Here is a 7,004-nt window from a genome sequence, read left to right as displayed (position 1 = left end):
CATCACGCAGTCCAGGCGGGTGCAGTTGACCCGCTCGATCATGGTCTTGACGACACGCCGCAGGCCAGTTCGACCCCCGAGACCTCACCGACTTCCAGCTCGACGAACTCGTGCACCGGATCATCGGCCGCATCACCCGCCTGATCCGCACGGAACTACGCCTGGACCGCGAACGGATCGGCAAGCTCCGAGACCCCCGCCACTGACAGGAACGGCACCGCACCGCCCAGCCGCACCGCACCGCACCGCATCTCCAGGCAACGCAGCGCAACGACAGAAAGGCCCACCCCCGATGTCCCGCCTCGACCCGGGCTCCACCATCTGGTTCACCCTCAGCATCGACGGCGAGAGCCTCGGCTACTTCAACGGGTGCGACGGGCTGTCGTCGACGGTGGAGATCGAGCACCGGCAGGAGGGCGGCAACAACGGCTTCGTCTGGCAACTCCCCACCCGTGTCACCTTCTCCACCATCCGGCTGACCCGCCCGCTCACCCCGGACACCGCGAAGGTCGCCAAGTGGATCTCCTCCGTGCAGACCGGGATCAAGCGCCCCACCGGCCAGATCGCGGCGCTGCGCGCGGACGGTTCGGAGGTCGCGCACTGGGGGCTGATCGACGTACTGCCGGTGAGCTGGCAGGGCCCCTCCCTCGACCCGGCGGGACCGGCGGTCGCCACCGAGGTCCTGGAGATCGCGCACCACGGATTCACGGACTGAGCGGGACGGCGGAGGAGGGGAGAGGAAGACCATGGCCACCACCAGCAGGGGCGCCGGCAAGAGCCTTGTCCGGGCCAGTCTCGCCATTCATGAGCCGCCGGTAGGGGGGAGCACCACCCCCGGTGGGCTCATCAAGACCTTCGCCTTCGACTTCAACCCGGCGCAACTGTCACTCACCCGTCGCGCCCAGTGGAAGACGACCCCCGCGCAGATCGAACGGGACGGTTCCCTCCCGGAGTTCATGGGTTCGCAGCCGCGTGAGATGGGCGTGGAGATCTTCCTCGACTCCTCCGACGAGCCGACCAGCAACTCCGTGCTGAAGAAGGTCGAGTCGCTCCTCGCCTGTTGCGACGTGACCACCAAGTCCATTGCCGCGAAGCAGCCTTCACCACCCTGGGTCGTGTTCCAGTGGGGGTCCTTCTCCACCGCCCGGTTCACCTCCTACGTCTCCTCCGTCGAGGCCGCCTACTCGCTCTTCGGGACCACCGGCGTGCCCATCCGCGCCACCTGCCGGCTCCAACTGCACGAGATACCGAGCAACACCAAGGGCCAGAACCCGACTTCGGGCGCGCTCACCGCGCAGCGCGTCCACCGGGTCGTAGCAGGGGACTCGTTGCAGTCGCTGGCCTGGCGGGAGTACGGCGACTCCGCTGCGTGGCGGGCGATCGCCGAGGCCAACGGGATCGACGACCCGACGCGGCTCGCGAACGGTGTCGAACTCGTGCTGCCCGCCGCCGAGGAGGTGCGTTCCTGATGGTGAAGTCCGCGTTCTCGAACGTCGTCGAGGTGAAGATCGGCGGCGCCAAGATTCCTTCGGAGTACGCCCGTTACCTCGTCGACAGTTACGTCGACCAGGGCGTCGGCGTCCCGGCCGCGTTCCGGCTCACCTTCCGGGACCCGTACCGCCTGATCCTCGGCAAGCTCGGTGTCACCTTCGGTACGAAGGTGGTCATCGCGCCGGTCGCCGACGGGCAGGGTGCCTCCGATCCGCTGCTGACCGGTGAGGTCACGGGACTTGAGGCCGACTACGACGGCACCGGCACCTTCACGGTCGTACGCGGCTACGACTTCGGGCACCGGCTGCTGCGGCAGCGCCGGGTCGCCGCCTACCGCAACCAGAGCGCGTCCGACATCGCCCGCAAGCTGGCCGCCCAGGACGGGGTGCCGATCGGGAAGATCACCTCGACGCGGACCGTGTACGAGTTCATCTCCCAGTCCAACGTGACCGATTGGGACTTCCTGGCCCGGCTCGCGGACGAGAACGAGATGGTCATGTCGGTCGACGCGGACGGCAAGTTCCAGTTCGTGGAGCCGAAACCGTCGTCCGGTGCGCCGTCCCCTGAGACCGACGGCGACAAGAGCCCGTTCGTGCTCCAGGCCGGGCACGACATCCTGCGGCTGCGGGCCGCCGTGACCGCCGCCGACCAGGTCGGCACGGTCGAGGCGCGCGGCTGGGACGTCACCACGAAGAAGAAGCTCACCGCCACCTCGCCCGGGGCCTCGAATCCGTCCATCAGTATCGGCACCACCCCGGGCGCGGCGGCCGGGAAGTTCAAGACGGCCAAGCTGGTCGAGACGGGCACGCCCTACGACAAACAGACCGAGGTGAAGTTCGCCGCCGCCGCCCTCGCCGACGACGTGACGTCCTCCTTCGCCGAGCTGGAGGTCGTCGCGCGCGGAAATCCCAAGCTGCGCCCGGGAGTTCCGGTCGCGCTCGCGGACGTGGGCCCGCCCTTCGAGGGCAAGTACACGGCCACCTCCGTACGACACGTCTTCGGCGACGGCAAGCACTACGAGACCTGGGTGACGGTCAGCGGACGGCAGTGGCGTTCGCTGTACGGGCTCGCCTCGGGCGGCTCGGAGACCGCGCCCCGGCTGCCGGGTGTCGCCAACGCCCTGGTCACGGATGTCAACGACCCGCTCAAGCAGGGGCGGGTGCGGTTGCAGTTCCCGTGGCTGGACGACACGTACGTGAGTGACTGGACGCGGACCGTGCAGTGGGGCGGGCTCGGTGGAGGCGGGATCTTCCCCATGGACGTCAATGACGAAGTGCTGGTCGCCTTCGACCGAGGGGCACTTGACCATCCGTTCGTGATCGGCGGGCTCTACAACGGCAAGGACAAGCCGACCGTCGTCGGTGATGTGCCGCTGCACGACGCCGTACGGAAGAAGGCGAGCCGGCACACCGTCTCCGACCGGGACGGCAACCGGATGGACCTGCTCAGCCAGAAGACCGGCGGCCGCAAGCAAGGGGTCCGACTGGCCTCCGGGGACAAGCAGTTGACCATCACCCTGGACCGCACGAACACCGAGATCGTCGTGGACAGCAAGGGCAGCGTCACCATCAAGGGCAGCCGCTCGGTGTCGGTCGAGGCCGGTACCAGCCTCACCCTCAGCGCCCGGCGCAGTCTCACGATCAAGAGCGGCGGACCGCTGAACATCGAGGGGCGCGGGCTGGTCAACGTCAAGTCGACCACCGGAGCGATCACGTTGGACGCGATGGGCGCCCTCAACATGAAGGCGCTCGGCAACGCGATGCTCACCGCGGGCGGGAGCGTGCAGGTCAACTCCATCGGCACCGTGGGCATTCGGGCCGTCACCGTGCCGATCATGGGCGTAGTGACCCTCAACGGCCTTGTCCCGATGGTGATTCCGGCATGAGCGGCCCGACAGGCAAGTGCATGAGCGGCCCAACGGGCAAGTGCATGAGCGGCCCAACGGGCAGGGAACGGGCGGGTGTTGTCTGATGGCCGAACAGTTCGTCGGGTCCGGATGGTCGTTCCCGCTGCGCATCGGGCCGACCGGCGGCATCGCGCTGGTCAGCGGGGAGCGCGAGGTCGAGGAGGCGATCCGGCTCGTCCTGTCCACCGCGCCGGGCGAGCGCCCGATGCGGCCCGACTTCGGCTGCGCGATCCACGACCTGGTGTTCGCGCCGGTCAACGAGCAGACCGCGGGCCGGATCCAGCACGAGGTGCACGTCAGCCTCGACCGCTGGGAGCCGCGCATCGAGGTCGACGACGTCGAGGTCACCGCGGGCACCGAGCAGAGCGTGCTGTACATCGACGTCCGCTACTCGATCCGCGGCACCAACAACCCGCGCAGCCTCGTCTTCCCCTTCTACGTCATCCCGTCCCACGACGAGCCGGACACCTCCGGTACGCCCGGCACGGCTGCTGAAAGCGACAACTGACCGATGGCCCTGCCCTCCCCGAACCTCGACGACCGCCGCTTCCAGCAGTTCGTCGACGACGCCAAGCGCTACATCCAGCAGCGCGCCCCGGAGTGGACCGACCACAACGTCTCCGACCCCGGCGTCACCCTCGTCGAGACGGTCGCGCACATGGCCGACCAGATCGTCTACCGCCTCAACCGGGTACCGGACAAGAACCACTTGGCCTTCCTCGACCTGGTCGGCATCACCCTCTTCCCGCCGTCCGCGGCCCGCACCGACGTCACGTTCTGGCTGTCGGCGCCCCAGGAGGAAGCGGTGCAGGTGCCGCTCGGCACCGAGGTGGCGACGATGCGCACGGAGGGCGAGGAGGCGGTGGTCTTCGCCACCGAGCGCGAACTCGCCGTAGTTCCAAGCGCGTTGCGGCATCTGGTCGTGCAGCACCGGGGCAAGCAGGTCGTCGACCGGACCCACGACCTGGCCGAGGGCAACCATGTGATGTGCTTCGCCGAGTCGCCCGACCCCGGCGACTCGATGCTGTTCGGGCTGACCGCCGCCGTCCCGCACTGCGCCCTCGCCCTCGAACTCGACAGCCGCGTCGACGGAGTCGGCGTCGACCCGCGCCAGCCGCCCCTGGTGTGGGAGGCGTGGACCGCCGACGGCTGGCAGCCCTGCGAAGTGGACCGCGACGGCACCGGCGGCCTCAACCGCCCCGGCGCCGTCATCCTGCACGTACCCGGCGGCCACACGCTGTCCCGCAACGGCGGCCAGGAAGCCGGCTGGCTGCGCTGCCGCGTCACCGAACCCCACTCCGACCAGCCCTTCTACACCACCTCGCCGACCGTCCGCTCCGCCGAGGCCTTCACCATCGGCGGCACCACCACCGTCGTCCACGCCGACACCGTCTACGACGAGGCGCTCGGCGAGTCCACCGGCCTGCCCGGACAGCGGCTGCGGCTCTCCCACACACCGGTCGTCGGCGACGCCACGCCCCTGCTCCTCCAGACCGCCGAGCACGACGGCTGGACGGACTGGCAGGTCGTCCCGCACTTCGCCGCCTCCGGCCCCGACGACCGCCACATCACCCTCGACGCGGCCACCGGCGAACTCGCCTTCGGACCCGCCGTCCGCGAACCCGACGGCTCCCTGCGCCAGTACGGCATGGTCGCCCCCAAGGGCGCGGTGATCCGCGCCCGCCGCTACCGCACCGGCGGCGGCCGGGCCGGCAACGTGGCACGCGGCGCGGTACAGATCCTGCGCAGCTCCATCCCGTACGTCTCCGAAGTCGCCAACCGCGAGGCCGCGCGCGGGGGAGTGGACGGCGAGACGGTCCAGGAGGCCAAGACCCGCGCGCCGATCACCTTGCGCGCCCAGGAACGGGCGGTGACCCTCCGGGACTACGAGGAACTCTCCCGCCGGGCCGCCCCCGAGACCGCCCGCATCACCTGCCTGGAGGGCGACGAGGAGGAGCACGGGGCCTACGCCGTACGGGTGTTGGTGGTCCCGCAGGCCGTACCCGACCCGGGTGGTCGGCTCCGCTTCGAGCAACTGGTCCCCGGAGACGCCCTGTTGGACCGCATCACCCGGCATCTCGACGAACGGCGGCTGATCGGGACCCGGTTGGCGGTCGGCCCGCCCTTCTATCAGGGCGTCACCGTGGTCGCCACGGTCCACGCTTTCCGGGGCGTCGACACCGACCGGGTGCGCCGCCAGGCCCACGACGCCCTCTACCGCCACCTCGACCCGCTCACCGGCGGATCGGACGGAAAGGGCTGGCCGTTCGGGCGTCCCGTGCAGTCCGGGGAGGTATTCGCGGTGCTCCAGCGCGTGCCCGGCGTCGAGTTGGTCGACGAGGTCGTCCTGCACCCCGCCGACCCGCTCACCGGCAAGCGCGGCGACCCGACCGACCGCATCGACCTGGAGCGGCCGTCACTGGTGTTCTCCTTCGACCACCGCGTCCGCGTGATCGGGGACGGCGCGTGAACATCACCAGCGTGAATATCACCAGCGTGAATATCGCTGGCCTGAGTATCGCCAACTCCAGGCAGGGAGGCGCGCGTTGAGAGGATCAGTTGACGGGCTCGGCTCGTCCGCGCCGATCGGCGCGATGCTGCCCGCCGTGTTCGCCGACGACGACCTCGCCCAGCGTTTCGTCGCCGGGCTCGACGAGGTCGTAGCGCCGATCCTGAGTGTGCTGGACTGCCTCGACACGTACTTCAGGCCGTCGCTCGCACCGCTGGATTTCGTGCAGTGGCTGGGGAGTTGGGTCGGTGCCGAGACCGACGGCAGCGAACCGGAGGAGCGGCTGCGGGCCGCCGTGGCGGCTGCCACGTACCTGCACCGCATCCGCGGTACCCGGCGCGGTCTGGCCGAGGCCGTGCGGCTCGCCTTCGGTGCCGAACCGGAGATCACCGAGAGCGGCGCCGCCGACTGGAACGCCCGCCCGCTCGGCCCGGTCCCCGGCGAACGCGGCCCCCGGCTCCACGTCCACCTGCGGCTGCCCGCGCCGACCACCCTGGACACCCACCGCCTCGACGCCCTCGTGGCGGCCGCCCGCCCCGCCCACATGCCGTACACGGTCCAGGTGACCGCCGCCGTGCTCCCCGAAAGGAACCCCGAGAGATGACGACCACCCAGAGCTGCGCCGAATGCGGAACCCGCGCGGAACCGGGCCAGTCGTTCTGCGACGCCTGCGGTGCCGTCCTGAGCTGGACCGACCGCGCGGGCGCCCGCACCGGGGCCCCGGCCGAACGCGGCGAGAGCGCCAGTGGCGACCCGGGCTGGGACGCCTTCTCCCAGCCCGACAGCGCGGGGTCGCGCCGGGACACGCCGAGCACGAACGCCCAGGGCGACAACCAGCGGCCCGCACAAGGGAGTTCGTCCTCAGACGACGACCCCGCCGCGCGACTCGACGCCCTGTCCCTGCGCCTGGACGCCCTGGCCGCCGGCGGCTCGTACGACCCGGTCGGCGCGGGCGCCCGCCAGGAACCGGCGAGCGGCGACGCGTCCGGGGGCTCCACGACTCCCCACGCCACGACGCCTCACCCCTCGGGTTCCGCCACGACCCCCCTCGGGGCCCACCGGGCCACAGACCCGGCACCCGCGCCCGACGCGCCGTAC

General features: G+C 70.6%; 7 protein-coding genes. All 7 read left to right on the top strand.

The genetic code is table 11. The features are described 5' to 3' along the window. The first annotated feature begins 292 nt into the window (after nucleotides 1–292). Entirely contained in the window at nucleotides 293–715 is a 423-nt protein-coding gene (locus ACNFOC_RS48330) for a phage tail protein (protein ID WP_200691099.1), read from the top strand. A 31-nt stretch (nucleotides 716–746) separates the two neighbouring features. After that, the gene (locus tag ACNFOC_RS48325; RefSeq protein WP_416965363.1) at nucleotides 747–1,469 is read left to right on the top strand and encodes a CIS tube protein; all 723 of its coding nucleotides are present in this window, start codon (nucleotides 747–749) and stop codon (nucleotides 1,467–1,469) included. Further along, nucleotides 1,469–3,376 (top strand): VgrG-related protein, encoded by a 1,908-nt coding sequence (locus ACNFOC_RS48320; protein WP_416965362.1) that lies wholly within the window; start codon nucleotides 1,469–1,471, stop codon nucleotides 3,374–3,376. Before ACNFOC_RS48325 ends, ACNFOC_RS48320 begins: the two co-directional genes overlap by 1 nt. An 85-nt stretch (nucleotides 3,377–3,461) precedes the next feature. Further along, on the top strand, nucleotides 3,462–3,905 hold the full coding sequence (locus tag ACNFOC_RS48315) for a gp25 family contractile injection system sheath assembly initiator (RefSeq protein WP_019062855.1): 444 nt from the start codon (nucleotides 3,462–3,464) through the stop codon (nucleotides 3,903–3,905). 3 nt (nucleotides 3,906–3,908) lie between these two features. Next, on the top strand, nucleotides 3,909–5,867 hold the full coding sequence (locus ACNFOC_RS48310) for a putative baseplate assembly protein (protein WP_416965361.1): 1,959 nt from the start codon (nucleotides 3,909–3,911) through the stop codon (nucleotides 5,865–5,867). A 76-nt stretch (nucleotides 5,868–5,943) separates the two neighbouring features. Continuing rightward, nucleotides 5,944–6,510 carry a phage tail protein gene (locus ACNFOC_RS48305; protein ID WP_416965360.1) on the top strand — a complete coding sequence of 189 codons (567 nt, stop codon included), beginning with the start codon at nucleotides 5,944–5,946 and terminating at the stop codon, nucleotides 6,508–6,510. Beyond that, the coding region (locus tag ACNFOC_RS48300) for a zinc ribbon domain-containing protein (RefSeq protein ID WP_521986864.1) at nucleotides 6,507–7,004 on the top strand (498 nt) is incomplete at its 3' end. The genes ACNFOC_RS48305 and ACNFOC_RS48300, both read left to right, overlap by 4 nt.

Source organism: Streptomyces colwelliae (assembly GCF_048158785.1).
GTDB lineage: Bacteria > Actinomycetota > Actinomycetes > Streptomycetales > Streptomycetaceae > Streptomyces.
This window is presented reverse-complemented; position numbering and strand designations above follow the sequence as displayed.

What these genes read in the sequence shown, in the direction of transcription:
- ACNFOC_RS48310 (WP_416965361.1), top strand. Translation starts at nt 3,909, where the DNA reads ATGGCCCTGCCCTCCCCGAACCTCGACGACCGCCGCTTCCAGCAGTTC.
- ACNFOC_RS48315 (WP_019062855.1), top strand. Translation starts at nt 3,462, where the DNA reads ATGGCCGAACAGTTCGTCGGGTCCGGATGGTCGTTCCCGCTGCGCATC.
- ACNFOC_RS48325 (WP_416965363.1), top strand. Translation starts at nt 747, where the DNA reads ATGGCCACCACCAGCAGGGGCGCCGGCAAGAGCCTTGTCCGGGCCAGT.
- ACNFOC_RS48330 (WP_200691099.1), top strand. Translation starts at nt 293, where the DNA reads ATGTCCCGCCTCGACCCGGGCTCCACCATCTGGTTCACCCTCAGCATC.
- ACNFOC_RS48320 (WP_416965362.1), top strand. Translation starts at nt 1,469, where the DNA reads ATGGTGAAGTCCGCGTTCTCGAACGTCGTCGAGGTGAAGATCGGCGGC.